The sequence below is a fragment of the Roseibium sediminis genome, assembly GCF_008711325.1.
Lineage (GTDB): Bacteria > Pseudomonadota > Alphaproteobacteria > Rhizobiales > Stappiaceae > Roseibium > Roseibium sediminis.
Genome location: NZ_VXDB01000010.1, coordinates 106,828 through 130,156, shown reverse-complemented (window position 1 = coordinate 130,156; position 23,329 = coordinate 106,828). Strand labels below are relative to the sequence as shown.

At 57.3% G+C, this 23,329-nt stretch carries 24 protein-coding genes; 19 read left to right on the top strand and 5 right to left on the bottom strand.

Going from position 1 to position 23,329, the window contains the following annotated elements:
• The first annotated feature begins 105 nt into the window (after nucleotides 1–105).
• The 11 genes from F0155_RS12010 to F0155_RS11960 all read left to right on the top strand — a co-directional run bounded on the left by F0155_RS12010 (nucleotide 106) and on the right by F0155_RS11960 (nucleotide 10,019).
• Nucleotides 106–672, top strand: coding sequence for a hemerythrin domain-containing protein (locus F0155_RS12010; protein ID WP_150524753.1), 567 nt, complete (start codon nucleotides 106–108; stop codon nucleotides 670–672).
• Between the two features lie 2 nt (nucleotides 673–674).
• Complete coding sequence (locus F0155_RS12005; RefSeq protein WP_150524752.1) at nucleotides 675–1,598, top strand: glutathione S-transferase family protein; 924 nt, start codon at nucleotides 675–677, stop codon at nucleotides 1,596–1,598.
• Nucleotides 1,599–1,863: 265 nt separating this feature from the next.
• Entirely contained in the window at nucleotides 1,864–2,688 is an 825-nt protein-coding gene (locus F0155_RS12000; protein WP_150524751.1) for a type 1 glutamine amidotransferase domain-containing protein, read from the top strand.
• Nucleotides 2,689–2,765: 77 nt separating this feature from the next.
• Entirely contained in the window at nucleotides 2,766–3,263 is a 498-nt protein-coding gene (locus tag F0155_RS11995; RefSeq protein WP_150524750.1) for a YybH family protein, read from the top strand.
• A gap of 63 nt (nucleotides 3,264–3,326) precedes the next feature.
• On the top strand, nucleotides 3,327–4,004 hold the full coding sequence (locus tag F0155_RS11990; protein ID WP_150524749.1) for an SDR family oxidoreductase: 678 nt from the start codon (nucleotides 3,327–3,329) through the stop codon (nucleotides 4,002–4,004).
• Nucleotides 4,004–5,089: a flavin monoamine oxidase family protein gene (locus tag F0155_RS11985; protein ID WP_150524748.1), complete on the top strand. Its 1,086-nt coding sequence runs from the start codon at nucleotides 4,004–4,006 to the stop codon at nucleotides 5,087–5,089. The genes F0155_RS11990 and F0155_RS11985 overlap by 1 nt, the downstream gene beginning before the upstream one ends.
• Before the next feature lie 203 nt (nucleotides 5,090–5,292).
• Nucleotides 5,293–6,738, top strand: a complete 1,446-nt coding sequence (gene cysG, locus F0155_RS11980) for a siroheme synthase CysG (RefSeq protein WP_150524747.1) — start codon at nucleotides 5,293–5,295, stop codon at nucleotides 6,736–6,738.
• Nucleotides 6,739–6,749: 11 nt separating this feature from the next.
• Nucleotides 6,750–7,049, top strand: a complete 300-nt coding sequence (locus tag F0155_RS11975) for a DUF2849 domain-containing protein (protein WP_150524746.1) — start codon at nucleotides 6,750–6,752, stop codon at nucleotides 7,047–7,049.
• 12 nt (nucleotides 7,050–7,061) lie between these two features.
• A complete protein-coding gene (locus tag F0155_RS11970) occupies nucleotides 7,062–8,720 on the top strand; it encodes a nitrite/sulfite reductase (protein WP_150524745.1) in 1,659 nt (552 codons plus the stop codon).
• Nucleotides 8,707–9,468 carry a phosphoadenylyl-sulfate reductase gene (locus tag F0155_RS11965; RefSeq protein WP_150524744.1) on the top strand — a complete coding sequence of 254 codons (762 nt, stop codon included), beginning with the start codon at nucleotides 8,707–8,709 and terminating at the stop codon, nucleotides 9,466–9,468. The genes F0155_RS11970 and F0155_RS11965 overlap by 14 nt, the downstream gene beginning before the upstream one ends.
• 17 nt (nucleotides 9,469–9,485) lie before the next feature.
• Entirely contained in the window at nucleotides 9,486–10,019 is a 534-nt protein-coding gene (locus F0155_RS11960; RefSeq protein WP_150524743.1) for a DUF934 domain-containing protein, read from the top strand.
• Between the two features lie 192 nt (nucleotides 10,020–10,211).
• Here F0155_RS11960 and F0155_RS23415 read toward each other — a convergent pair whose 3' ends face one another.
• The gene (locus tag F0155_RS23415; protein WP_161599799.1) at nucleotides 10,212–10,583 is read right to left on the bottom strand and encodes a TetR-like C-terminal domain-containing protein; all 372 of its coding nucleotides are present in this window, start codon (nucleotides 10,581–10,583) and stop codon (nucleotides 10,212–10,214) included.
• Nucleotides 10,584–11,040: 457 nt separating this feature from the next.
• Between F0155_RS23415 and F0155_RS11950 the strand changes: the two genes are divergently transcribed.
• Nucleotides 11,041–11,736, top strand: a complete 696-nt coding sequence (locus tag F0155_RS11950; RefSeq protein WP_161599798.1) for a MipA/OmpV family protein — start codon at nucleotides 11,041–11,043, stop codon at nucleotides 11,734–11,736.
• A 118-nt stretch (nucleotides 11,737–11,854) separates the two neighbouring features.
• Here the strand turns inward: F0155_RS11950 and F0155_RS11945 are convergent, their stop codons facing one another.
• The 3 genes from F0155_RS11945 to F0155_RS11935 form a co-directional block, all read right to left on the bottom strand.
• A complete protein-coding gene (locus tag F0155_RS11945) occupies nucleotides 11,855–13,249 on the bottom strand; it encodes an aspartate aminotransferase family protein (RefSeq protein ID WP_150524740.1) in 1,395 nt (464 codons plus the stop codon).
• Between the two features lie 47 nt (nucleotides 13,250–13,296).
• Entirely contained in the window at nucleotides 13,297–14,700 is a 1,404-nt protein-coding gene (locus F0155_RS11940) for a glutamine synthetase family protein (protein ID WP_150524739.1), read from the bottom strand.
• A 144-nt stretch (nucleotides 14,701–14,844) separates the two neighbouring features.
• Entirely contained in the window at nucleotides 14,845–15,546 is a 702-nt protein-coding gene (locus F0155_RS11935; RefSeq protein WP_208999246.1) for a GntR family transcriptional regulator, read from the bottom strand.
• Between the two features lie 178 nt (nucleotides 15,547–15,724).
• Here F0155_RS11935 and F0155_RS11930 point away from each other — a divergent pair, with 178 nt between their 5' ends.
• The 5 genes from F0155_RS11930 (at nucleotide 15,725) to F0155_RS11910 (ending at nucleotide 21,370) form a co-directional block, all read left to right on the top strand.
• A complete protein-coding gene (locus tag F0155_RS11930; RefSeq protein ID WP_150524826.1) occupies nucleotides 15,725–17,113 on the top strand; it encodes a glutamine synthetase family protein in 1,389 nt (462 codons plus the stop codon).
• 187 nt (nucleotides 17,114–17,300) lie between these two features.
• A complete protein-coding gene (locus F0155_RS11925) occupies nucleotides 17,301–18,392 on the top strand; it encodes a polyamine ABC transporter substrate-binding protein (RefSeq protein WP_150524738.1) in 1,092 nt (363 codons plus the stop codon).
• 71 nt (nucleotides 18,393–18,463) lie between these two features.
• On the top strand, nucleotides 18,464–19,612 hold the full coding sequence (locus tag F0155_RS11920) for an ABC transporter ATP-binding protein (protein WP_150524737.1): 1,149 nt from the start codon (nucleotides 18,464–18,466) through the stop codon (nucleotides 19,610–19,612).
• Between the two features lie 10 nt (nucleotides 19,613–19,622).
• Nucleotides 19,623–20,552: an ABC transporter permease subunit gene (locus F0155_RS11915; RefSeq protein ID WP_150524736.1), complete on the top strand. Its 930-nt coding sequence runs from the start codon at nucleotides 19,623–19,625 to the stop codon at nucleotides 20,550–20,552.
• Nucleotides 20,549–21,370: an ABC transporter permease gene (locus tag F0155_RS11910; protein WP_150524735.1), complete on the top strand. Its 822-nt coding sequence runs from the start codon at nucleotides 20,549–20,551 to the stop codon at nucleotides 21,368–21,370. The genes F0155_RS11915 and F0155_RS11910 overlap by 4 nt, the downstream gene beginning before the upstream one ends.
• Before the next feature lie 22 nt (nucleotides 21,371–21,392).
• Here F0155_RS11910 and F0155_RS11905 read toward each other — a convergent pair whose 3' ends face one another.
• Nucleotides 21,393–21,635: a DUF6460 domain-containing protein gene (locus F0155_RS11905; RefSeq protein WP_150524734.1), complete on the bottom strand. Its 243-nt coding sequence runs from the start codon at nucleotides 21,633–21,635 to the stop codon at nucleotides 21,393–21,395.
• A 276-nt stretch (nucleotides 21,636–21,911) separates the two neighbouring features.
• Between F0155_RS11905 and F0155_RS11900 the strand changes: the two genes are divergently transcribed.
• Together F0155_RS11900 and F0155_RS11895 are read left to right on the top strand one after the other, a co-directional pair.
• Complete coding sequence (locus F0155_RS11900; RefSeq protein WP_150524733.1) at nucleotides 21,912–22,607, top strand: CoA transferase subunit A; 696 nt, start codon at nucleotides 21,912–21,914, stop codon at nucleotides 22,605–22,607.
• Nucleotides 22,608–22,623: 16 nt separating this feature from the next.
• Nucleotides 22,624–23,250, top strand: coding sequence for a CoA transferase subunit B (locus F0155_RS11895; RefSeq protein ID WP_150524732.1), 627 nt, complete (start codon nucleotides 22,624–22,626; stop codon nucleotides 23,248–23,250).
• Nucleotides 23,251–23,329: the final 79 nt, after the last annotated feature.

The following is a 23,329-nucleotide window of genomic DNA, read 5'->3' as shown; positions in this document are numbered from 1 at the left end:
AATACTTAAGTTGTTTTTCGGCGCGTTTTGCGCATGTCAGATCTGCACTCTCAACACTGTAAATCTCCCAAGAGATGCCCACATACCCCTCCGAAAGGAGGCGACATGTTCGACCGTTTTGATATCCGAACCACGCCTATGCCTGAAAGCATGCGTGTTTTGCTGAATGAGTATCCTCGTGATAGCTGGGATGCCCATCCGGGCTTCAAGGAAAAGACCAAAAACTGGCTTGGGGCCCATGTGATGTTCCGCCGTCTCGGGGAACTGGTGACCCGGGAAACGGAACTCTTCCTCGATAGGTCGCGCGAAGCAGACGACTATGCGGCGCGGCTCTCCTACTATGGTGACGCATTGGTGAGGAACCTTCACGGCCATCACCATTTCGAGGATCACTCCTATTTTCCGGAGCTTTCAGCGGCCGACCCGCGGTTCGACCGGGGGCTGGAAATTCTCGAAACGGATCATGAAGCGCTCGACAAGGTGCTGCATGAGTTCACGGATGTCGCAAATCGCACGCTCAAACACATCCAGCTGGATGAAAAGTCGGCGAGGGATGAAGTTGCCAAGGTCCATGAGACGTCTCGGGCAATCGAGGCTTTTCTGGCACGGCACTTGAGTGACGAGGAAGAACTGGCGGTGCCGATCATTCTGCATCACCGGTTGAGAGGGTAGACATGGGACAGATGATAGATGGCCGTTGGGTCAGCGATGATGAAGCCGGGTCTATTTCCCGAACCGGAAAGTGGACCAGAACCCCGAGCGTCGTGCGAGGGGAGCTTCAGCCCGAAGACGTGACACCGGGCCGCTATCATCTGTTCGCCGCCTGGAACTGTCCCTGGGCGCACCGGGCATTGCTCACCCGTGCGCTTCTGGGGCTGGAAAAGGCCTTGCCGGTTTCCTTCGTGGCTCCCAAGCGCACCGATGACGGCTGGGTGTTCGATCCGCAGAATGGCTATGTCGATCAATTGGCAGGTCGGAATGCCCTCCATGAGGTCTATGCCGATGGGCAGTCAGATTATACTGGCCGTGTCACTGTCCCGCTGCTGGTCGAGGCCGAAACGGGAACTCTTGTTTCCAACGAGTCGGCAGATCTGGTTCGCATTCTGCCCAAGGCGTTCGGGCATCTGGCGGACCGGCCGAGGGATCTTTATCCCAAACAGCTTGGTGATGCGATTGATGAGTGGAACACATTGATCCATTCAAGGCTGAACAACGGTGTCTATCAGGCAGGGTTCGCTGAAAGCCAATCGGCTTATGACGCGGCGGTGGAAGGCGTATTTGAAACGCTGGACGCAATCGAGGCCGCCCTCGGTGACAAGCCTTATCTGACTGGCGACGAACTGACAGAAGCAGACATTCGTCTGTTTCCAACGCTCGCCCGATTCGATGTTGCCTATTACAGCGCCTTCAAATGCATGCGCCGACGCATTCAGGACTACCCGAACCTCTGGCGCTATGCTCGGCACTTCTACGCACTGCCGGGCATTGCAGAAACGGTGAAATTCGACATCTACCGCAAGGGTTATTTCTCGCAGTCCCCGAAGCGAAACCCACTTGGCATCATACCGATTGCACCAGATATCGACTGGTCGATCTGAGCCTTTGGTGCTGCTGTCAGGACGTTTCTGATCCGTGGACGGGGTGGGGGAGACCTTGATCAAGTTCTCCCTGTGAGTTGCGCCGGATTTATTTTTTGCTCCTTACACGGAGCGTAAAGCCGCAGGAAACTGCGGCATTTTTCCTTTTCGGTTTCCAAAAATCTCTCGCCCACGTTTTTTGTTTGGTGTCCACACTTGACGCTGGGGACAATAACAAACATATACATTCTACCAACTAGTAGGTTGGAGTCTTGAGGAGGGTGTGATGACACTCGGAACTACACGTCGGACGTTTATGGGAACGGCAACCGCCGCCGCCGCAGGTCTCGCCCTGTCGCCGCTCGTTACCCTTGCGTCAGATACAACAACAGGAAAAGGAACCACTCTTATGGCTACTGGAAACAAGCAAAAGCGCGTTCTGCTCGTGATGTCCTCCGTTGATGAAATGGGGATCAGCGGCAAGCAGACGGGCACCTGGTTTGAAGAAGTTGCAACGCCCTATTACATCCTTACCGAAGCTGGATACGAAGTTGTCTTCGCTTCACCAAAGGGTGGGGAAGCCCCGATCGACCTTCTTTCCATGAAGGCGCCTTTCACCACTGAAAACACGGCGCGTTTCCTGAACGATCCGGTGGCACTCTTTGCAGCCCGCAACACCCGCAAGCTGCGCGAGATCGACTACTCGACCTTTGACGCCCTGTTTGTACCGGGTGGTTATGGCCTGCTGTGGGATTTGGCGGTCGACAGCTACACCATCAAGATGATCCGCGATTTCTACGAAAGCAATCGCCCGGTCGCGATGGTCTGTCATGCCCCGGCGATCCTGCGCGATGTGAAGAAGTCGGATGGCACCTATCTCGTGGAAGGTGTGAAGCTGACCGGCTTCAAGAACGATGAAGATACGGAAATCGAACTGCTTCATCACTTGCTGTTCTCCCTGGAAGACGAACTGAAGCGTCGCGGTGCGAACTACATCAGCAAGGCGAACTGGGAAGCAAACGTGGTCGTCGATGGTGCATTGATGACCGGTCAGAGCCCGGCTTCTGCTCCTCCTCTGGCAGTTGCCCTGCGGGATGTTCTTGCAGGCTGACCGATTTGCTTCGCCCGGCAGTGACCCCGCTGCCGGCGGGCAAATTCAAGAAAAGATCCATCGAAAGGGAGACTGTCATGTTGGGTCATTTTGAAAACTGGGCGCGTGTTGCTTTGGTCGCTCTTGTTCTTACGCTGCCGCTTGGCGTCAGGGCCGATGACCTCCTTGTTGTTGTATCTGAAGGCAGCACTCTGGACGAAAATCAGGTCGCTCGGGTGGAAAAGGCAGTCACTGCAGCCTCCACTGCATGGATTGGCGCCTTCAATATTGGCGACGCAAACTCTGCAGCCAGACAATATACTGAGGACGCAGTGATGGAGGCCAAACCCTTTGGCACCTTCACCGGGCGTACCGAGATTGAAGGCTTTTGGCAGAATATCATCGCAACAGGTTTTGCGGATGTGACTTACATCCTGCCAAAGCTTGAGATTGTCGATGAGACAACCGGCATCATTTCATCCGGTTGGCGCATGAACAAGGCTTTCGGAATAATCACCCGCGAAGTCTGGAAGGTTCAGGCCGACGGTCAAGCCCTGCTTGTCGAGGACCGTTTCGAGATCCTGATGAACCGTTGATCGGAGTGGTCCAGTGCCCCGGTCAGGCATCGCAAACCCCGTTGGTCTCCAAGGAGAATATCCATGAGTGAACAACCATTGGCAATCGTCGCAGGAAGTGGCCCGGGCCTCGGGCTGCATCTCGTCAAGGTACTTGAGGCGAGAGGCTACACAGCTGTGGGGCTGAACCGGTCCGCAATTGCGGGCGAAAGCGCGGTATTGTCCTGCGATCTCACCGAGGGTGATCGCGTCAAGGCGGCGGTCAATAGCCTCGTCTCGGAGCATGGTGTTCCTCGTGTGGTGATCCACAATCCGGCAAAACTTGTCATGTCCCGGTTTGAAGACACTTCCGTGGCGGAATTCGAGGCGACCTGGCGGTCGATGGTGCTCTCTGCCGTCAATCTCGGCAAAGCCGTTCTGCCAATGATGGCAGATGCTGGCGAGGGAGCGTTTCTGGTTTCCGGAGCGACCGCAAGTTTAAGGGGCGGGGCAGGGTTTGGAGCCTTTGCCTCCGCAAAGGCTGGACTTCGGGCGCTCACACAGTCCCTTGCCAAGGAATATGGACCAAGGGGCGTTCATGTCGGTCATGTCATTCTGGATGGAATTCTGGACACGGCGGCCAGCCGCGATCTCCATGACATGTCCCCGGATCGCATGCTCAAGCTGGATGATGTGGCCGAGGCCTATCTGGCCCTTGCCAACCAACCCAAGTCCGCATGGACATTCGAAATGGACCTGCGGCCAATGGGGGAGAGTTTCTGATGAAGACGGATATTCTGATTGTCGGGGCCGGTTTGGCTGGCCTTGCCCTTGCCGACCTCCTTGAGCAGCAAGGCAGGGACTGGATGCTGGTGGAGGCATTGGACAGGCCCGGCGGGCGCATACTGTCTCCTGAATTAGCGGGGGCGAATTTCGATCTGGGGCCCGCGTGGTTCTGGCCCGGCCAGCCGCGCATGGAGGCAGCAACCACCAGATTCGGACTGACAGTGTTCGAGCAATATTCGCAAGGCGCCCTTCTGTTTCAGGATCAGTCAGGGGAGGTTCAGGCCAATCGCGGCTATGCTTCCATGCAAGGTTCGCTGCGCATCAGCGGCGGGGTAGGGAAGCTGATAGAGGCCTATTTGAAGGAGTTGCCGGAAGAGAGGGTTCTGTTTCACTCGCCGCTCGTGCATGTCGAGGAACAGAGCGACGGTGTTGTGGCCAAGGCAGGAAATCAGCTCATCAAGGCCCGGCGTATCGTGTTGGCCGTCCCGCCCCGTGTCATCGCCGAAAGCGTCACTTTCAGCCCTGACCTGCCGGTCGCAGTTGGGGAGGCTCTCGCTTCAATTCCGACATGGATGGCAGGGCAGGCAAAGATCGTGGCGGTCTATGACCGTCCCTACTGGAGGGACGCAGGATATTCAGGTGATGCCATGAGCATGCGCGGACCAATGGTCGAGATCCACGATGCGTCTCCGGCAGAAGGTGGGCCATATGGCTTGTTCGGCTTTGTCGGTGTTGCGGCGAGTACGCGTGCTGAACATGCGGATCAGGTTCTCGACTACGCGCGGCAACAGCTCGTTGCCCTGTTTGGGTCCGAGATGGCCAATCCAAAGGCGCTTTTGATGCGGGATTGGGCACAGGAGCCCAGAACGGCAACGGAACGAGACAAGGCGCCGCTGAGGTTCCATCCAGCCTATGGCTTGCCAGCACCCTTGCGCGGTCTATGGTCAGGCAAAGTAATCTTTGGCTCCACTGAGACGGCCCGCACGTTCGGCGGGTTCCTTGAAGGGGCTCTGGAGGCGGCAGAAACCGTCGCCGGAGAGCTCGCGGCGGCTCCCGCAGACAAACTGGCGGCCAACTCGTGAAAATGGGCCGGGTCAAGGTGACCCGGCCCTTCTTCTTGTTTCGCACAAACCGACGGTGTTCGCGCGCATTAGACTCTTGTGAGAGCAAGTTCCGCGCGATTGGAAAACTATTTCGCTCTTTCGCTCACCTTTGAAAATTGGTGCCCGGCGCTTTGCTCCGGCTCTCCATAAATTATGCCCTGAGCAAGAGCGGAGAGTGACCGATGGCAAATGCCTCGACCAAATGGCGCAAGGATCGACTGGATGTGTTCCCGGCCTTCATGAAGGTTGCCGGACGCCGCGTTCTCGTTGTCGGTCATGGCGGTGAAGCCGCCGCGAAGGTGCGCCTGCTTGGAGAGACCAACGCTCGCATCGAAGTTATCTCCCGGGAAATCGACGCCGATCTTGAAGCAGCCATCAAGGCGGTGGGCGCTGTGCACGTGGCCGAGGACTTCCGTCCGGGATTGATCACAGACGCAGCCATGGTGTTCAGTGCCCGCGAGGATCGCGACCTGGACAAGGCCGTGGTGGATGCCGCCCGGATCATGGGTGTGCCGGTCAATGCCGTCGACAAGCCTGATCTCTGCGACTTCTACACGGGTGCCCTGGTCAATCGAGCACCGATCGCTGTTGCCATCACCTCCACAGGCGTCGGCCCTGTTCTGGCTCGACATATCCGGGCGCGCATCGAGGGCATGTTGCCGCGTCAGACCGGTGAGCTTGCACGCCTTGCGGAAGGTTTCCGCGATGCTGCTGCGCGCTTTATCCGTGATGGCGCAACCCGCCGTCGCTTCTGGGCGAAGTTCTTTTCCGGCTCGGTTGCTTCCAATCTCTATGCAGGCAATGCTGATATCGCTCGCTCAGAAGCACAACGCCTTCTCAACAACATGGCGGATGAGCCGGGTTTCGTCTGGCTGGTTGGTGCAGGTCCCGGCGCTGAAGATCTGCTGACCTTGCGGGCGCAGCGCCTGCTGCAGGAAGCGGACGTGATCGTGCATGACGCCCTCGTGCCGGCAGCTGTGGTTGCCATGGGACGGCGCGATGCCGAGCGCATTTCCGTCGGCAAGCGCAAGGGCGCTCATTCCGTTCCGCAAAAAGACATTTGCGAGCTGCTCGTTCAGTTGGCAAAGGAAGGTCACAAGGTTGTCCGCCTGAAGGCCGGGGACCCGATGATTTTCGGTCGGGCTGCAGAAGAAATGGACGCACTTCGCGCAGGCAACATTGGCTTTGAAGTCGTTCCGGGCGTCACCGCTGCCTTTGCAGCTGCCGCCTCCGCGCAGCTGCCGCTGACCCTTCGCGGTGTTGCTTCAACACTTGTCTTTGCGACCGGCCACAATGCGAATTCAGAAACCCTGCCAGACTGGGCAGGGCTGGCCCTGAAAGGGGCAACGGTTGCCGTCTATATGGGCCGCACGGTTGCTGCCGCCGTCTCCGAACGCTTGATCGCGTCCGGTATGAAGGGCGAAACGCCGGTCGCCATCATCGAGAATGCAAGCCATCCGGACGAGCGCCAGTTTTCCGGCACGCTTTATGAACTCAGCACCCTGGAAACCCGACCGGAAATCGACGGGCCGGTGCTGATCGTGATTGGCGAGGCCGTTGGCTACGCCGCAATGACGTCTGCTGAACCCTTGACGGTATTTGATGCCCGTCAGGTGGTCGCGGCTTAAGGAGAAAATCAATGCAGGTCATTACTGCAAACCGTCTTCTGGATGGTGAAGTCGTCTGGCTCGCCGAGGGCGGCATTTGGGTCGAGACCGTGTCCGGTGCCCGTGTGTTCGAAGGCAAGGACGCCGTTGCCGAAGGTCTTGCGCTTGGAGCTGCTGCCGAGAAGGCTCAGCTCGTTGTCGGCGTTTATGAAATGGCAGTCACCGAGGAAGACGGTGATCTTGTTCCGGTTCGCCTGCGCGAAAAAATCCGCGCCAAAGGCCCGACCACTCATCCGAATCTGGGCAAGCAGGCCCACGCGGCAGCTGTGTAAGGACGTTATTCCATGTATCGCTACGATGAATTCGACCACGGCTTTGTCACCCAGAGAACGGAACAGTTCAAGGATCAGGTCCGCCGCCGCCTGGCTGGCGAACTGTCGGAAGACGAGTTCAAGCCGCTGCGCCTGATGAACGGCCTTTATCTGCAGCTTCATGCCTACATGCTGCGTGTGGCCATTCCCTATGGCACGTTGAACGGTCGCCAGATGCGCAAGCTCGCGCACATCGCCCGGACTTACGATCACAGCTACGGCCATTTCACGACACGTCAGAACATCCAGTTCAACTGGCCGAAACTGGAAGATACCCCGGCCATTCTGGAAGAACTGGCCGAAGTGGAAATGCATGCCATCCAGACCTCGGGCAACTGCATTCGCAACGTGACTGCAGACCATTTTGCGGGCGCGGCAGCTGACGAGATTGCCGATCCGCGCCCCTATGCGGAAATCCTGCGTCAGTGGTCTTCGCTCCACCCGGAATTCTCGTTCCTGCCGCGCAAGTTCAAGATGGCCATCACTGGCGCGCCGAATGATCGCGCAGCCGTTCAGGTGCATGACATTGGCTTGCAGCTGACCCGCAACGACGAGGGTGAAATCGGCTTTGTCGTCTTCGTGGGCGGCGGCCTTGGCCGCACGCCGATGATCGGTCGCAAGGTGCGTGACTTCCTGCCGGAAGAGGATCTGCTGGCCTATTCCGAGGCAATCCTGCGCGTCTATAACCGTTATGGCCGCCGCGACAACAAGTATAAGGCCCGCATCAAGATCCTCGTCCACGAAACCGGACTGGAGGAACTGAAGGCGGATATCGAAGCGGAATTCGAAAAGATCCGGTTTGGCGTTCTGAGACTGCCGGACGAGGAAGTACGGCGCATCGAAGCGTATTTCGCTCCGCCCCCGCTTGAAGTTCTGCCTGACGTGTCTTCCGCAGTCGAAACGCGCAAGGCGACGGATGCCGGCTTTGCCCATTTCGTGAAGCACAATCTCAACCCGCACCGGGTTCCCGGACACACCAGCGTGACGCTGTCCATGAAGCCGATTGGCGGCATTCCGGGGGATGCAACCGATGTGCAGATGGACGTGATTGCAGAACTCGCCGAAACCTTTGGTCATGACGAGATCCGCATCAGCCACGAACAGAACGTCATCCTGCCGCATGTGAAGCTGGATGACCTGCCGGCGCTCTACGATCGTGCGGTTGCCGCCGGTTTCGCAGAAGGCAATTCTGGTCTCATCACCGACATCATCGCCTGCCCCGGTATGGACTATTGCGCACTGGCAACAGCCCGCTCGATTCCCGTCGCACAGCGGATTTCCGAGCGCTTCGGGACACCCGAACGTCAATCGGAAATTGGTGAGCTGAAGATCAAGATTTCAGGCTGCATCAACGCCTGTGGTCACCACCATGTTGGCCATATCGGCATTCTGGGTCTGGAAAAGAAGGGTGAGGAATTCTACCAGATCACCCTCGGTGGATCGGCGAATGAAAACGCCTCTATCGGTGAAATCGTTGGCCGTGGCTTCTCGTCGGAAGAAGTCGTGGACGCAATCGAAACACTGGTTGACACCTATCTGGGCCTTCGTGAGAGCGAAGGTGAAACCTTCCTCGATGCTTATCGAAGGGTCGGGGAAGAGCCCTTCAAGGAGGCGCTTTATGGCACTGCTTGACGATCTCGGTGCAGCCGTTGATCCGGAACTGGGTGTAAGCGCGGAAATAGCCATGCTCAACAGCCGCTATGAGGATGCGCCCGCTCAGGACATCCTCAAGGCGGCTATTCGTGATCTCTACGCTGGCGAAATCGCACTTGTGTCGAGCTTCGGAGCCGATTCCTCGGTCCTCCTGCATATGGTCGCCGAGATCGACCCGGCAACGCCAATCCTCTTTGTGGATACGCGCAAGCTCTTTCCCGAGACACTGCGGTATCGCGAGCGGTTGGTCGAACTACTCGGATTGACCGATATTCGCACGGAATTTCCGGCGCAGGACGATCTGCAGGCTGCAGATCCGGCGGGCATGCTTTGGATGAGCGACACCGATGCCTGCTGCCATGTCCGCAAGGTGCTGCCGCTGGACCGTGCTCTCTCGGGCTTCTCTGCCTGGATATCGGGTCGCAAGCGTCATCAGAGCTCGACCCGCTCCAGCCTTCAGGTGTTCGAGCGGGAAGACGGGCGGATCAAGGTCAATCCACTGGCCAATTGGGGTGCGGACGATGTTCTGGCCTATGCGCGAGATCGGGATCTGCCGCCGCATCCGCTGGTCGCGCAGGGATATCCGTCCATCGGGTGCCTGCCGTGCACAAGCAAGGTTGAGCCGGGTGAAGACCCGCGCTCGGGTCGCTGGCGCGGTCAGGAAAAAACGGAATGTGGCATCCATCTATCGCTAGGTGATGGACAAGCTGCCGGTGGCAGAAATTGAAAAGTCAGGAAACAGTGATGACTACGATTTTCAAGGACGGTTCCTTTTTCGAGGAAAACTGGCAGCGGATTGAGACGATTGAGGACCTGCCGCAGACCGGGCTCGTTCTTTTGCCGTTGAAGCAGTTCTTGTCGGACCCGCAGGCAATCCTGAGCCGCAAGGACGCAGTGGCTGTTCTCGTTGAGGCAGGCGATGACGTTGAACAGCTGACCGAGTATCTGGATCGGCTGGCTGTGGTTGCCGTCGACTTCCCGAGCTTCTCCGATGGCCGCGGCTTTTCCGCAGCGCGCGTGTTGCGCGAGCATCTCGCCTACAAGGGCGATATTCGTGCGGTCGGAAAATACATTCTCGATCAGGTTCCGCTCGCACGTCGATGCGGAGTGTCCAGCTTTGAAATTTCCAAGCCGGAAGTTCTGAAGGCGCTCAAGGCCGGAGAATGGCCGGAAGTGACGAAGTACCTGCAGCCGGTCGGAACAGTCGACGAACTGCCGGAAGGCACGCGCCCCTGGGCTCGGCGCTCACGGCGCGATTTTCAGGAAGCGGCCGAATAGGCTGCTGACTGCCTTTTACGCTGCAGTCCCTTTGGTCCCGGGCAGGGCTCAGCCCAATTCATGCATGTAGGCGCCGATTTCTCCGGGCAATTTTCAGCCCGGATAGAGGCTTTTGGCAGATTCTACAAAACTGGGAGTTGGGATCAGGAAACTGCGAAAGAGCCAATGGCTTGAAACAATTCCGATCACTCTTCACTCGTTCTTGAAAAGAAACCTGGGAAATATGTCCTCCAGCTTTGGGTCTGCCCCTGTTTCTGCATTGGCAGTGTAAAACTGTTTGTTGGACTTCAGGACCGCGTAGCCATGGATGAATGTCCAGAGCATTGTCTCGACGGAGAGCTGCCCCTGCGGGTTTTCGCAATTCTCCGGCGACATGTTTTGGGCGACTTCCCGAAGCACCGAATACGCTTCTCGGCTGGCCGGAAGTAGCTCTGGATAGATATCCGGCTGCCGCTCCATGGAAAACATGAGGCGGAAGAGGTCCTTGTTTTCCTCCACGAATGCGACATAACCTTGTGCGCTCGCCAGAACTTGCGACTTGGCATCCTTTGGGGCGTTGATCATATGTTCCCGCATCGTTGCCGAAAACCGTTTGAACCCCTCCGTTGCGAGCGCCCCATGTAAAACCGCCAAAGTGGCAAAATGGTTTTTCGGTGCGCCATGAGAGACCCCGGCCCGGTTGGCGCAGGCCCGAAGTGACAATTTCTCAAGCCCTTCGGCGCACAGGATGTCAAGGCCTGCCTCTATCAGCGCCTGCTTCAGGTTGCCATGATGATATTTCGTGTCGCTCAGGCGCTTTCTCCAATTAAAGTAGACTGTGTCAACATTTCTGTTGACGATGGCTGAATCCAAGTATAGACAGTGTCAACATTCGTGGTTGCAATGTCTTGAGGTATTTTCCATGGTGGCTAATTGTTATGTTTGGGTCGGGTGTCTGGCAAGTCTCGGATTCTTCGCTTCCCAGTCTTTTGCGCAGGAAAAGACTGACCCTCTCACCACAAGTTCGGACTGGAGCGTTCTGGTGGGAACGGGTGCATTTTACGGCCCCGAATACCTTGGTTCGAAGGACTATGGCTTCAACCCAGGGCTGATCGGCACCATCCAGAATGGGCCGTATTTCATCAAGCTGACAGGGACCCAGCTAACTGCCAACGTATTGCCCTCCGAAACGTTTTATGCGGGGCCACTGATTGCATATGGTGGCGGTCGAAAGGACGTCAGCGACAGCGTAATCAAGAAACTTGACGAAGTTGATGCGGAGCTGTGGCTCGGCGGCGTAGCTGGCGTTGGTTATAGTGGTCTGATGTTACAACGCGATCGCATTGGCGCACGCATCGAGGTTGCCCATGATGTAATGGGAGATAGCGGCACGACGGCAACGTTTAGTGTGGGATATGAAATTAACGCGAGTGAGAGGTTGGCATTTGGTGTGGATCTGTCAACCACATATGTTACTTCCGATTATGGGGATGCCTACTATTCCGTCTCCGCCTCCGGTTCGGCAGCAAGTGGATTGGCAACCTTCAAAGCAGGTTCTGGCTTGCGGGATATAACCCTGAGCGCGTCTTCCCGATTTGCCGTCACCGAGAACTGGGGCATTGGTGGAACAGCCGGGGCTTCTCATCTGCTGGGGGATATGGCCGACAGTCCGATTGTCAAGGACCGCGGCACTCGAACAAACGTTCAAGGCGGCCTTTTCTTCTGGTACAGATTGTAAAGTATTCGCAATGTGCGAGCGAGGCTTTCCGATTTCCTGGCGAGATTGGAAATCATGGGAAAAGAGGCCGACCAAACAGTCGGCCTCAGATTTCATCTGAAGTTGGAGTGTGTAGATCTCAAACCAGCCAGCCGTCCTTTTTGAGGATCTGGTGAGTGGCATCCAGTGTCTTGTGAGTTGTGTCGACCAGGGCGTCCGCCTCCTCATGGCTAAGCACCAGTGGCGGCGAGATGATCATGCTGTCACGGACGGCACGCATGACGAGCCCATTCTTGAATGATTGGTCACGGCAGATGGTGCCGACAGAGCCAGTATCCGGGAACTGTTTGTTGCGGTTGCCTTTTTCGGGGACCAGTTCCAGCGCACCGACAAGCCCCTTCATGCGGGCTTCTCCAACGAGCGGGTGATCTGCCAAGGTCATCCAGCGGCTCTTGAGGTACGGCCCGATGTCATTGGCAACGCGGTCGACAAGGCCTTCGCGTTCGATGATTTCGAGGTTTGCCAGAGCTGCAGCGGCACAGACCGGATGCCCGGAATAGGTATAGCCGTGGTAGAACTCGCCGCTCTTGTTCACCAGTGCATCACTGACACGGTCGGAAACCATCACACCGCCCATCGGCAGGTAGCCTGATGTCAGGCCCTTGGCGATCGGCATCATGTCCGGTTCCATGCCGTAATAGTCGGAACCAAACCAGGTGCCGAGGCGTCCGAATCCACAAATCACTTCGTCGGAAATGAACAGGATGTCGCGTTCCTTCAGGATGCGGCGAACTTCCGGCCAGTAGCTGTCCGGCGGCATGATGACCCCGCCCGCGCCCTGAATGGGTTCGGCGATGAAGGCCGCAACCTTGTCCTCACCGATCTGGTCGATCATCTGCTCGAGTTCGCGGGCGCGCTGGATGCCGAATTCTTCCGGGCTCATATCGCCGCCTTCACCGAACCAATATGGCTGGTTGATGTGGCGCACACCCGGAACCGGCAGATCGCCCTGGCCATGCATGGCCTTCATGCCGCCAAGGCTGGTGCCGGCAAGCGTCGAACCGTGATACCCGTTCCAGCGGCCGATGAAGACCTTCTTGTCCGGCTTGCCCATCTGGTCCCAGTAGAAGCGGGCCATGCGGAACACGGTGTCATTGGCCTCGGAACCCGAGGAGCAATAGAAGACGCGGTTGATATGCGGAGCGGCCAGCTTCGCGAGCTTTTCGGACAAGGCCACCGCAGGCGGATGAGTCGTCTTGAAGAACGTGTTGTAATAGGCCAGCTCTTCCATCTGCTTGCTGACCGCTTCGATGATCTCGGTCCGTCCATGGCCAACTTGAACACACCACAGACCGGCCATGCCGTCCATGATCCGGTTGCCTTCAGAATCATAGAGCCACACGCCCTCCGCCCGCGTGATGACGCGGCTTCCTTCCGCATTCAGCGACTTCATGTCGCTGAATGGATGAAGATGATGAGCCGCATCAAGGGCCTGCAGGGCCGCGGTTGGATAGATATTCGATTGAGCCGTCATGGCAGGATACTCCAGATGTGCAGGCACACGGTCGTGGTGCGGCAGACTTAGACGTTCAAGAGAAGGTATTCGCGTTCCCACGGGCTGATCACGGACATGAAGGTTTCGAACTCTTCATATTTGATCGCCCGGTAGGTGGCGACAAAGCGCTCGCCGAAGACCTCGACTATGTCTTCGTTGCTTTCAAACAGGCCCAAAGCCTCCGGCAAGCCGCGAGGCAGGGACTTTTGCACGTCGCTGTTATAGTCGGAGCGCGGCGCATCGGGGGTGAGGCCCTTGGTCATGCCGAGATAGCCGCAGGCCAGCGACGCTGCCATGGCGAGATAGGGGTTTGCATCGGAGCCGGGAATCCGGTTTTCAAGGCGACGGGACTGCGGGTCCGAATAGGGCACACGCAGGCCAACTGTCCGGTTGTCATACCCCCAGAACACGTTGACCGGCGACGTCGAATTCCGGGCAAATCGGCGGTAGGAGTTCACGAACGGAGCCATCACGCAGGTGACATGGGGCAGATAGGCCTGATGTCCTGCAATGAAGGAATGGAACTCTGCCGTTTCCTCGCCATTGCCATCTGCAAAGATGTTCTTGCCGGTGACCTTGTCCTTCACCGACTGGTGAATGTGCATGGCTGATCCGGGCTGGCTGGACATGGGCTTTGCCATGAAGGTCGCATACATGTCATGGCGCAGGGCCGCCTCGCGGATCGTGCGCTTGAACAGGAACACCTGATCGGCCAGAGCCAGCGGATCGCCGTGGCGCAGGTTGATTTCCATCTGTGCCGCGCCTTCCTCGTGGATCATGGTGTCGATCTCGAGGCCCTGGCTTTCCGACAGGTCGTAGATGTCGTCGATCAACTCGTCGAACTCGTTGAGAGCCGATATGGAATAGGACTGGCGCCCGACTTCCGGACGTCCCGAGCGACCAACCGGCGGCTCAAGCGGATAATCCGGATCGGTGTTCGGCTTGACGAGGTAGAACTCGATTTCCGGGGCAACAACCGGCTCCCAGCCTTTGTCTTCGTAGAGTTTCAGAATGCGCTTGAGCACGTTGCGCGGTGCTGTTTCGACCAGCGCGCCGTCGCGCGTGTAGGCATCATGGATCAGCTGCGCGGTCGGGTCCGTTTCCCACGGAACCGAGGTCAGAGTGGAATAGTCCGGGCGAAAATAGAGGTCGCCATCGACCGGGTTGTGCTGGAAGCGATCGTCGTCCTCGGGGTATTCGCCGGAAATGGTCTGGGCAAAAATTGAAGCCGGCATCGTCATGACCGGGCCGGAGAAGAATTTCTCGGTCGGCATCATCTTGCCGCGCGCAACGCCGGCAAGATCCGGAACGATACACTCGATGTCCTGAATGTTGCGTGCCCGGAGCCAGGCACGCGCAGCTTCCCCGTCCGGGACACCGAGCAGGCTGTCTACCGGTGATGTGGTTGGCGTGTTTTGGTCTTTGCTCACGACTGGCTCCGTTCAGATCTTTTGGCAATTGCATCCGGCATGAAATCCGCGATCAGTCCATGGGACTTCCGATTGCCATATCAACTAGTGGTAATTTGTGATCACAAAATTTGCAAGTATCAACATCCAGACTGTTTTCGACCCTTACTGATCGAGTAAGCCAGCCCGGCCGAGAATACCCATTCCGTCCTCAATATCCTTTGAAATGGCCAGTCTCAGGGCTGTCGCATCATGATTGCGGATCGCGCGGACTGCTTCCTTGTGCTGGTCGACCAGATTGACCGTGCCGACGCGGCCATAGACCGTTCGCATGTAGGGAGCAAACTGAAGCCAGAGACTGTCTGCCAGTGGAAGCAGGATTTCAGACCGTGAGCTGCGGTAAATGCGGAAGTGGAAGTCCCTGTTATAGCGCATGTAACTCTCGGCATCTCCCGTGCCAAGACTGGCGTCGATCTTGCTGTCGATCTCTTCAAGAGCATTCGCGTCAGCCTTGGTGAGCAGGGGCAGGGCCATGTCTGCCAGTTCCGGTTCCAGCAGGAGGCGTGCCTTCAGGATTTCGTCAAATCTCTGGGGCGTCATTTGCGGAACCTGAACGCGGCCATTTTGCCGGATTTCCAGCGCGTTTTCCGCGGCCAGTCGCTGGATTACCTCCCGAACCGGCATGGGGCTGACGCCCAGTTCAAGGGCAAGTCCACGCAAGGTGACGGCCTTGCCGGGAATGAAACGACCCGTCAGCAGGGCCGTGCGAATTGCTTCGTCAACCTGCTGTCGCGCCGTGTTGCGTGGCTTGGGTTCCGGAGTGTCAAGGCGAGAGGGAGAAACTGCCACCGCTGTCGAGCCTTTCAAATGCCTGGACCTGTTGCGTTCAAGGGCGAAGGGCCGTGTTCGGTCGATACAGCTTGACAGCCCTTGTAGAAAGTGATCACATTTTTAGGAATGTTTCAATTGCTACTTCAGGCATGAAACTTTCTGAAAACGAAAATCGTGAAAAGCGATCAGCTTTGGGATGGAAAACAAATTGTCGATGGTCGATCTGCCGCATCATGATCCGGAACACCCTGCGGAGCCGGGCTGGCAAAAGGCCTTCGAGGCGTTTCTGGCAGAACATCCGGATCTGGACACGCTCGAAGTCGTGTTGCCCGATACCAATGGGGTCCTGCGCGGGAAGTGGCTTCCGGGCAGCGCGTTGGAAAAAGTGTTCGAGCAGGGAGTGGCCTTTCCTTTTTCGCTGTTCGGGCTTGATGTGTGGGGCCGGGAAGTGGAGTCGACCGAACTCCACATCGAGACCGGCGACAAGGACGGCCTCTGCTGGCCCGTTCCTGAATCCCTGAAACTGGTTCCCTGGGTCGAAAGAAAGACCGCGCAAGTCCTTCTGTCCATGTATGACCGTGAGGGCGTGCCGTTTCTGATTGATCCGCGCCATGTGCTGAAGCGCATGATCGACCGGATCCACGACGAATTCGGCGTCACCGCCACCTGCGCCTTCGAACTGGAATTCTATCTGTTTGAGGAAAGCGATGGCGACTGGACGGAACAGCCCAAGCCGCTCTTCTCAACGCATCTTGGACCGGCTCGTCAAAACATGTACGCGCTCTCCGATCTGGAAGCGCTGCTTCCTGTGGTCGATGATCTGCGCCGGGCGTGTGATGAGCAAGGTATTCCGGCGGATGCTGCCGTTTCCGAAGCAGCTCCCGGACAGTTTGAATTGAACCTCCACCATCGCCGCAACCCGCTTCTGGCTGCCGACGATGTTGTCCTTCTCCGCCGCCTCGTTGCGGGCGTTGCGCGCAAGCATCAGCTCAAGGCATCCTTCATGGCCAAGCCATTTGTGGAATGGCCGGGCAATGGCATGCATGTCCATGTCTCCATGGAAAAAGACGGCGAAAACATCTTCTCGCATCCCGAAACGGGTGCTGAGCGTATCGGTCATGCGATCAACGGTCTTCTGGAGACCATGCCGGAAGCACTGCTTCTGTTTACGTCGACTTTCAACGGCTTCCGCCGCATGCAGCCGGGCTCCTACGCGCCCACATCTATCTGCTGGGGGTTCGATAACCGGTCGGTTGCCCTCCGGGTTCCGGCGAGCAGCCCCGAGGCTGCGCGAATCGAACATCGCATCGCAGGTGCTGACGCCAATCCCTATCTCGTTTTGACCGGCATTCTGGCGGGCATGCTTGAAGGCTTGCGGGCGGAGAAGTCGCCACCCGAGCCAGTGATCGGCAACGCCTACGAGAAAAAGCACAAGCGTCTGACGCCCTGGATGGATGAGGCAATCGATGCATTTCAGGCCTCTCCTCGCATGAAGGAAGCCGTGGGCGAAGAGATGCACAAGGTGCTGACCGCGATCAAGAGAGAGGAACTCAACGAGTTTGGCCGTGAAATTTCCTCATTGGAGCGGCAAACCTATCTTTGATGACTGATTTCAGGACCTTAACTGGTCTGCACCATTCGGAAAGGGAGGCCGAATGTTGTTTGACGAGAAGGTTGTTGGAATGTCAGGGTGGCGATCACGATGAGCGTTTGCGCTGTCGAAAGAACAAGATAAAGAGCATGTAAAACAAGGTGTCGAACTGAAACCTTCCGGACTGGAGTGAATGGAAATGTTGAAGAGTCTTTTGGTGGGAGTAGCAGCCGTCGGTCTGATGGCCGGTGCAGCACAGGCGCAGGACCGAGTGGTTAACGTCTTCAACTGGTCGGACTATATCGACGAGACAATCCTTGAGGATTTCACCAAGGAAACCGGCATCAAGGTCGTCTATGACGTCTTTGACAGCAACGAAATCCTCGAAACCAAGCTTCTTGCCGGCGGAACCGGCTACGATGTCGTAGTTCCAACCGGAACTTTCCTGTCCCGCCAGATCGAGGCGGGTGTCTTCTCCAAGCTTGAGAAAGACAAGCTGTCCAACATCTCCAACATGTGGAAGGAGATCGAGGCACGCGTCGAGAAATACGATCCGGGCAACGCCTATTCCATCAACTATATGTGGGGCACCACGGGCATTGGTTATAATGTCGAGAAGGTGAAGGCCGCACTTGGTGAAAACGCACCGGTGAACAGCTGGGATATTGTCTTCAAGGAAGAGAACATCTCAAAGCTCAAGGATTGCGGCGTGTTTGTTCTCGACGCTCCGACTGAACTGATCCCGGCTGCGCTCAACTATCTGGGCCTTGATCCGGACAGCAAGGAAAAGGGTGACATCGAAAAGGCTGGCGAACTGCTGAAAAGCGTACGCCCCTATATCCAGAAGTTCCACTCTTCCGAATACATCAACGCTCTGGCCAACGGTGACATCTGTCTGGCCGTGGGCTGGTCCGGCGACGTTCTGCAGGCGCGTGACCGTGCAGCGGAAGCCGACAATGGCGTTACCGTCGAGTATTCCATCCCCAAGGAGGGTGCTCTGATGTGGTTCGACCAGATGGCAATCCCGGCTGATGCGCCGAACAAGGCGGAAGCGCATGAGTTCCTGAACTACATCATGCGTCCGGATGTGATGGCGAAGGCGTCCAACTACGTCTACTACGCGAACGGCAACAAGGCGTCCCAGGCCCTCCTGAATGAGGACGTCATCGGCGACACGGCGATCTATCCGACCGAGGAAACCGTCAACAAGCTCTACACGGTAACAGCCTATGGCCCGCGCATTAATCGTACGGTGACCCGGACCTGGACCGACGTGAAGAGCGGTCAGTAAAAAAATCGAACTCGGCCCGGCTTGATGTCGGGCCGATTTCCTCCTGCCGGGGATTAATAGGGGGGTGTACCTTGGCCAAGAAACCGATTGGACCGGTGCGGCGCTCGTTTGCGCCATGGGATGATCCGGAAGCAGTTCCTTTCATCGAATTCAAAAACGTCACGAAACGCTTCGGCGACTTCACCGCTGTCGACAATCTCAGCCTGAAGATCTATGAGCGCGAGTTTTTTGCCCTGCTCGGCGGTTCGGGCTGCGGCAAGACCACGATGATGCGCATGCTGGCCGGGTTCGAAACTCCGACCGAGGGCGAGATCTTTCTGGATGGCCAGAGCCTTGCGGGGGTGCCGCCTTATCGTCGGCCCGTGAACATGATGTTCCAGTCCTACGCTCTGTTCCCGCACATGAATGTGGAAGCAAATATCGCTTTCGGCTTGAAGCAGGATAACATGCCGAAGGATCAGATTGCTGATCGCGTCGCTGAAATGCTGCGGATGACCAAGCTGGAGACCTTCGCAAAGCGCAAGCCTCACCAGCTGTCCGGTGGCCAGCGCCAGCGTGTTGCTCTGGCTCGTTCGCTTGCAAAGCGGCCAAAGGTGCTGCTGCTGGATGAGCCGCTCGGGGCACTTGATCGCAAGCTGCGCGAGGAAACCCAGTTCGAGTTGATGAATCTTCAGGAAGAGCTGAAGGTGACCTTCCTGATTGTGACCCACGATCAGGAAGAAGCCATGACGGTTGCCGACCGCATTGCCGTGATGAATTCCGGCAAGATCGTGCAGGTCGCTACCCCGGGTGAAATCTACGAAAGCCCGAATTCCCTGTTCGTTGCGGACTTCATCGGTGATGTGAATCTCATCGAGGCAAAGGTTCAGGAGCGCTCTGCAACCGGAACCCGCCTGAAAGCGGTTCATGGCGATTATGTCATCGACAGCGGTCAGGAAACCGATGCGTCCGTCGGCGATACGGTCTGGTATGCCATTCGGCCGGAGAAGGTTCGCATGTCGGTTGGCGAAGCCACTGCCGGTACGCCGAACACGGCCAATGCGCTGGTCTGGGACATCGCCTATCTTGGCGACATGTCGATCTTCCATAACAAGATTGGCGACACCAGCATGCGCTCGACCGTTGCCAATGTTGCACGCACCGTTGAGCAGCCGATCTCCTGGGATGACAAGGTTACCCTGTCATGGGATGGGGATGCCGGCGTCATCTTGACGGGATAAGGGGACGGACATGGCGAGTGCATCCGGAAACTCTATCCCGAAACGCAGCCTTGGAGGCTGGGCGCTGATTGCGGTGCCCTACTTCTGGCTATTCCTGTTCTTTCTTGCGCCGTTCTTCATCGTCTTCAAGATCTCCCTGTCTCAGGTCGCCATTGCCATTCCGCCGTATTTTCCGACGTTTGACCTTGGGCTCGGGCTGGACAATCTGATTGAAGATCTGAAGGAATTCTCGGTTGAGAATTACCTGTTCCTGACTGAGGACGATCTTTACTGGAAGTCCTACCTCTCGAGTGTGATGATCGCCGGTATCTCGACGTTCATCACGCTGCTGGTCGGCTACCCGATCGCCTATGGCATGGCTCGGACGCCGAAAAAGTGGCGTCCGACGCTCTTGATGCTGGTCATCCTGCCGTTCTGGACAAGCTTTCTGATCCGCGTCTATGCGTGGATCGGCATTCTCAAGAATGAAGGGTTGTTGAACCAGCTGCTGCTTGCCCTCGGCGTGATCGACGAGCCGTTGGTGATCCTGAACACCAATATCGCGGTCTATATCGGCATCGTCTATTCCTACCTGCCATTTCTGGTGCTGCCGCTTTATGCCAGCCTGGAAAAGCTGGACGAGACATTGCTGGAAGCGGCCGAAGACCTCGGTTGCCCGCCATGGCTGGCCTTCTGGAAAATCACCCTGCCGCTGTCCATCCCGGGCATGATCGCAGGGTGTTTCCTGGTCTTCATTCCGGCAGTGGGTGAATTCGTGATCCCGGATCTGCTTGGCGGCTCCGATACGCTGATGATTGGCAAGACCTTGTGGGTCGAGTTCTTCAACAACCGCGATTGGCCGGTCTCATCGGCAGTTGCAGTCATCCTGTTGCTGATCCTCGTGATCCCGATTGTTCTTTTCCAGAACCAGCAGCAGAAAATGTCGGAGAGAGACGGATGAGAAGCGGTCCTACCTGGTTCAATGTCACGTCGCTGGTCCTGGGATTCTCGTTCCTCTACCTGCCGATCGTGCTGCTGGTCGTGTTTTCGTTCAACGAATCCCGTCTGGTGACAGTCTGGGGTGGCTTCTCCACCAAGTGGTATGCTGAGCTGCTGCACAATCAGCAGCTTCTGGATGCCTTTTGGGTGACGCTCCGCGTGGCGTTCATGTCAGCAACGCTGGCGACGGTGTTCGGAACGATGGCCGCTCTCGTGCTGGTTCGCTCCGGTCGCTTTGTCGGCCGCTCGCTGTTTTCCGGCATGGTCTTCGCTCCGCTGGTGATGCCCGAAGTCATATTGGGCCTTTCCCTGCTGCTGCTCTTCGTTGCCATGGACCAGACACGCGGTTTCTGGACCGTCATGCTGGCCCATACGACATTTGCCATGTGCTATGTGGCCGTCGTCGTGCAGTCGCGCCTCGTGGGCTTTGACAAGAGCATCGAAGAAGCCGCGGAAGATCTGGGATGCCCGCCTGCGCGGACCTTCTTCCAGATCACTCTGCCGATCATCTTCCCCGGTGTGATCGCCGGATGGATGCTCGCTTTCACCCTGTCTCTCGATGATCTGGTCATTGCCAGCTTCACGACGGGGCCAGGGGCGACCACGCTGCCGATGAAGATCTATTCGCAGGTCCGCCTCGGCGTTACGCCGGAAATCAACGCGGTTTGCACGATCCTTGTCGGTTTCGTGACGATTGGCGTGATTGCCGCTTCTCTGGTGACCAAACGCCAGCAGGCGCAGCGTGAGCGGGACGAGCGTGCCGCCTTTGGCGCACATTGAATGAAACGGATTGCCGGGCGGTCTAACCGCTCGGCGGCCGGAAGAGATAAATCACGATCCAGACGGGCACCACGATCAGAGAGCCAAGCAGGATGTTTGGCACGGCCCAGTTGATCCCGATCTGGACAAGCTCCCACATTCGCTCCGGTGTCAGGCCGACCTGCGCAAGCAGGTCTGCAGCGGAAATGTTGACCGCAGACAGGCCCGCGCCCAGAAGAAGCGAGAAAAAGCTCAGCTTGAATATGGTTGATAGGAGCTGATACACCTTCGCTACTCTTGACGGTCCTTTTCCGGCGGATTGTCCTGCCGCATTGATTCCCCAGCGTTTTGCGCTGCTGCGCCTGATCTATTAAGCCGTTTCCACCTGCTCTTGCAAATACTGACATCCCAGTCGGTTGAAAACCGTCCAACAAGGTTGACGCGGGTGGGCGAGCCTGTGCCTTCCGCTTTGCACGAAACCGCTGAAAACGGCCCTTGACGGCGATTTGGCGAGAGGCCATGTTGCGTTGCAACCGGCCTATGTAATCTTCGGGAGATTGGTATGAATAAGATTTATCCGGACGCGGTGTCCGCGCTGGAAGGCCTTGCCTTTGACGGCATGACCGTCATGGCGGGAGGGTTTGGATTGTGCGGCATTCCGGAGAACCTGATCGTCGCTCTTCGCGATTCCGGCGCCAAGAACATTACGGCCATTTCGAACAATGCCGGCGTTGACGACTTCGGCCTCGGCCTGCTGCTGCAGACACGCCAGATCAAGAAGATGGTGTCGTCCTATGTTGGCGAGAACGCGACTTTCGAAAAGCAGTATCTCAACGGTGAACTTGAGCTTGAATTCAATCCTCAGGGAACGCTGGCAGAGCGCATTCGCGCCGGTGGTGCGGGCATTCCGGGCTTCTACACCAAGACCGGTGTGGGCACGCTGATTGCCGAAGGCAAGGAGCACAAGGACTTCAACGGCGAAACCTACATCATGGAAACCGGTCTGGTTGCCGATGTATCGCTTGTGAAGGCCTGGAAAGCCGACAAGGAAGGCAACCTGATCTATCGCAAGACGGCGCGCAACTTCAATCCGATGATGGCAACTGCCGGCAAGACCACCGTGGTGGAAGTCGAGGAGTTGGTTGAAACCGGCGAACTCGATCCGGATCAGATCCATACGCCGGGTATCTTCGTCGACCGCATTGTTGTCGGCACTTTTGAAAAGCGCATTGAAAAGCGCACCACTCGCGAAGCCTGAGACGGGAGACATCATCATGGCATGGACACGTGACGAGATGGCCCAGCGGGCTGCGAAAGAACTTGAAGACGGGTTCTATGTGAACCTCGGCATCGGTATCCCGACGCTGGTTTCCAATTATATCCCGGAAGGCATTCACGTCGCCCTCCAGTCCGAGAACGGCATGCTGGGCATGGGCCCGTTCCCGACGGAAGACGAAGTTGACGCCGACCTCATCAACGCGGGCAAGCAGACGATCACCGAACTGCCGCAGACGAGCTATTTCTCCTCTGCAGACAGCTTCGGCATGATCCGTGGCGGACACATTGATCTGTCGATCCTCGGCGCGATGGAAGTCTCTCAGGAAGGCGATCTCGCCAACTGGATGATCCCGGGCAAGATGGTCAAGGGCATGGGCGGCGCGATGGATCTGGTGGCCGGCGTCAAGCGCGTCGTTGTCATCATGGACCACACCTCAAAGGCAGGCGATCCGAAGCTCCTGAAGAACTGCAGCCTCCCGCTGACCGGCGTGAAGTGCGTGGATCGCATCATCACCAATCTCGGTGTGTTTGACGTCGTCGAGGGCGGACTGAAGATCGTTGAACTGGCCTCTGGCGTCAGTGAAGCGGACGTGCGGGGCTCTACGGAAGCAACGCTGGTCTGATCACCGGATCACTTGGACAAAACAGGAAGGGCACCTGCCGAAACCGGCGGGTGCCCTTTTTCTTTGCCCAATACCTGTT

Coding starts and splice junctions, on each gene's coding strand:
- F0155_RS11965 (WP_150524744.1), top strand. CDS start 8,707: ATGGCACTGCTTGACGATCTCGGTGCAGCCGTTGATCCGGAACTGGGT.
- F0155_RS11995 (WP_150524750.1), top strand. CDS start 2,766: ATGTTGGGTCATTTTGAAAACTGGGCGCGTGTTGCTTTGGTCGCTCTT.
- F0155_RS11930 (WP_150524826.1), top strand. CDS start 15,725: ATGGTCGATCTGCCGCATCATGATCCGGAACACCCTGCGGAGCCGGGC.
- F0155_RS11985 (WP_150524748.1), top strand. CDS start 4,004: ATGAAGACGGATATTCTGATTGTCGGGGCCGGTTTGGCTGGCCTTGCC.
- F0155_RS11975 (WP_150524746.1), top strand. CDS start 6,750: ATGCAGGTCATTACTGCAAACCGTCTTCTGGATGGTGAAGTCGTCTGG.
- F0155_RS11900 (WP_150524733.1), top strand. CDS start 21,912: ATGAATAAGATTTATCCGGACGCGGTGTCCGCGCTGGAAGGCCTTGCC.
- F0155_RS11925 (WP_150524738.1), top strand. CDS start 17,301: ATGTTGAAGAGTCTTTTGGTGGGAGTAGCAGCCGTCGGTCTGATGGCC.
- F0155_RS11960 (WP_150524743.1), top strand. CDS start 9,486: ATGACTACGATTTTCAAGGACGGTTCCTTTTTCGAGGAAAACTGGCAG.
- F0155_RS11990 (WP_150524749.1), top strand. CDS start 3,327: ATGAGTGAACAACCATTGGCAATCGTCGCAGGAAGTGGCCCGGGCCTC.
- F0155_RS11945 (WP_150524740.1), bottom strand. CDS start 13,249: ATGACGGCTCAATCGAATATCTATCCAACCGCGGCCCTGCAGGCCCTT.
- F0155_RS23415 (WP_161599799.1), bottom strand. CDS start 10,583: ATGATCAACGCCCCAAAGGATGCCAAGTCGCAAGTTCTGGCGAGCGCA.
- cysG (WP_150524747.1), top strand. CDS start 5,293: ATGGCAAATGCCTCGACCAAATGGCGCAAGGATCGACTGGATGTGTTC.
- F0155_RS12010 (WP_150524753.1), top strand. CDS start 106: ATGTTCGACCGTTTTGATATCCGAACCACGCCTATGCCTGAAAGCATG.
- F0155_RS11910 (WP_150524735.1), top strand. CDS start 20,549: ATGAGAAGCGGTCCTACCTGGTTCAATGTCACGTCGCTGGTCCTGGGA.
- F0155_RS12000 (WP_150524751.1), top strand. CDS start 1,864: ATGACACTCGGAACTACACGTCGGACGTTTATGGGAACGGCAACCGCC.
- F0155_RS12005 (WP_150524752.1), top strand. CDS start 675: ATGGGACAGATGATAGATGGCCGTTGGGTCAGCGATGATGAAGCCGGG.
- F0155_RS11970 (WP_150524745.1), top strand. CDS start 7,062: ATGTATCGCTACGATGAATTCGACCACGGCTTTGTCACCCAGAGAACG.
- F0155_RS11895 (WP_150524732.1), top strand. CDS start 22,624: ATGGCATGGACACGTGACGAGATGGCCCAGCGGGCTGCGAAAGAACTT.
- F0155_RS11915 (WP_150524736.1), top strand. CDS start 19,623: ATGGCGAGTGCATCCGGAAACTCTATCCCGAAACGCAGCCTTGGAGGC.